At 43.7% G+C, this 2,083-nt stretch carries 4 protein-coding genes; all 4 read left to right on the top strand.

The annotated features are described in order from the left end of the window. The first annotated feature begins 246 nt into the window (after nt 1-246). Nucleotides 247-522, top strand: a complete 276-nt coding sequence (locus KDK15_RS04350; protein ID WP_257294140.1) for a nucleotidyltransferase domain-containing protein — start codon at nt 247-249, stop codon at nt 520-522. 124 nt (nt 523-646) lie between these two features. Further along, nucleotides 647-802: a type IV toxin-antitoxin system AbiEi family antitoxin domain-containing protein gene (locus KDK15_RS21155; protein WP_373691333.1), complete on the top strand. Its 156-nt coding sequence runs from the start codon at nt 647-649 to the stop codon at nt 800-802. Between the two features lie 98 nt (nt 803-900). Beyond that, entirely contained in the window at nt 901-1,281 is a 381-nt protein-coding gene (locus KDK15_RS04345) for a winged helix-turn-helix domain-containing protein (protein ID WP_257294139.1), read from the top strand. A 184-nt stretch (nt 1,282-1,465) separates the two neighbouring features. Continuing rightward, nucleotides 1,466-1,879, top strand: a complete 414-nt coding sequence (locus KDK15_RS04340; protein ID WP_257294138.1) for a hypothetical protein — start codon at nt 1,466-1,468, stop codon at nt 1,877-1,879. Nucleotides 1,880-2,083 lie beyond the last annotated feature (204 nt).

Below are 2,083 nucleotides of genomic sequence, written 5' to 3'. Positions count from 1 at the left end.
CTACCGTCGGGCAGACGGGATGTTAAGTCTGCGGAGTTCGTGTGAGACCTAGAGAGCTTGGGGCTAGGTGTCCCCGTTGGTTCGTCACCGCAAAAGTTCTCACTACGGGAACTTTTATGCGATAACCAAGCTGTTCTCCGGGCAACGAACTGTGAAACAGAAACGTTCTTGAGCGATCAAGAACCCTCGCCCGATAGGGCGAGGAGTGTCAGAGAGGTGTTGGCCCCGGCTTTAAAACATTGCGATATGGCTTTCGTATATGGCTCTGTGGCAAAGGGGATGGAACACGCTAGCAGTGATATTGATGTATTACTGGTTGGTGAAGGACTAAGCTATTGTGAAATTCTGGAGCGTTTGGAACCTGCAGAAAAGCAGCTTGGTCGAGTGATTAATCCCACTATTTTTTCTCCCGATGAGTTTCGGCAAAGAAAGGAGTCACAGCAAAGCTTTGTGACACGGTTGATGGATCAACCTAAGCTATGGCTCACTGATCAGGCAGTTGTTGATCAGGGCGAATCATGAAAGAGCAGCTTTAATGCTCTTTTACCCTATGGATGTTGGCCACGCGAAAGTGGTTGATAGAGCAGGGCTTTAGCTCCCTCTCCCTTGATAATGGCGTTAAGAGTGGCAAGCTGCTGCAGCTGACATCAGGCGTATACTCCCAATTCACCACCAATATCCGTGGTTTTCCCGTTTGAACACAGACAGTTATGAACTTGGTTCTGGAAAGCGGGTCATTGCAGAGCGTGGGACCCTGAATCGAAAATATTTAATAACAATACCTCGAAGTATGAGTGCCTAATAAACCAATATATCTATTAAATGAACCATATATTGGTTAATAAAATAGAAATATTGGTTTATACTTGGAGTATCATCTATACCTTACGAGCTTCATGAATGTTTGCCTTAAAGGGAGTGCTTCGCGCTGAAAGTCAGGAAAAAATACTGATATATCTGATGCTCAGGAACTCTGGCTACGGAAAGGGTATTGCCGAATTCTTTGGCCTTTCTCAAAATTCAGTACAAAAACAGCTGGTTAGAATGGAAGAGGATGGTGTTGTTGTTAGTCATTTAATTGGAAGGCTAAGAGAGTATCACCTTAACCCCAGGTATGTCTTTCTGGCGACAATGAAAGAACTGGTTAAAGCCGCTATCCCATTATACCCGGAGACAGTCATTCAGGATCTGGTGATGAATCGTAATAAACCCAGGGCGATAGGAAAGCCGACAATGAGAGTACGCTCAGGCAAAGCAGAAGGTGAGTCTGAACATGGTTGATTATAAAGGTATACCGATTGTTGATCTGGCGGGGATAGTTGCTGAGCACCTGCAGTCACATGGAGTCAGGGTTGTATTGGTTGGTGGCTTGGCTGTTGAGATATACAGTGAAAATCTTTATCTCACCAAAGATATCGATATGGTGAACGTTAGCTATGACCCGGTCGCCAGGATCATTCAGGCAATGGATGAAATAGGGTTCAAAAAACACGGCCGTTTTTATATTAATGACACGACACCAATCTGTGTTGAGTTTCCACCTGCGCCATTGGCAGTTGGAGATGAACTCATCCAAAAAACAACCATCGTTAAACGTGGCGGCAGCAAAATTCCAATATTACTGGCCGCTGATGTGGTAAAAGACCGGTTGGCTGCTTATTTTCATTGGAATGATAAACCCTCTTTGGTTCAGGCGTTGGCAGTTATGATCAAACACAGTATCAGGCCTGCTGAATTAAAAGCATTTTGCGCAAAAGAAGGTCAGGCAGGTGCGGTTCAGACTATCGAAAGGTTGTATCAAATGGCAAAGGAACAAAATGTTGAGAGCATGGAAGAGTTGCAGTCGATAGTATTACTTGATTTTATGAACCAGATATAAACGACCAAATTTATATATCAGCATTCCAACCTACGCATAGCCTACAAATAGCATCGATTTTGGTCGAAATTTGTACATTTGTTCTATAACGATAAAGATGGATAAATTAATAATAATCAGTGAGTTGCGGAGATGTCTTAAATGCATCAGTAACTGTTTGGTGATCCCATCCAGTATTCCCGATTACCAAGGGCTGTAGCCATA

The organism is Endozoicomonas sp. YOMI1 (assembly GCF_024606345.1).
Taxonomy (GTDB): domain Bacteria; phylum Pseudomonadota; class Gammaproteobacteria; order Pseudomonadales; family Endozoicomonadaceae; genus Endozoicomonas.
The sequence above is the reverse complement of the archived record's forward strand: the minus strand, read 5'-3'. Positions and strand labels throughout refer to the sequence as shown.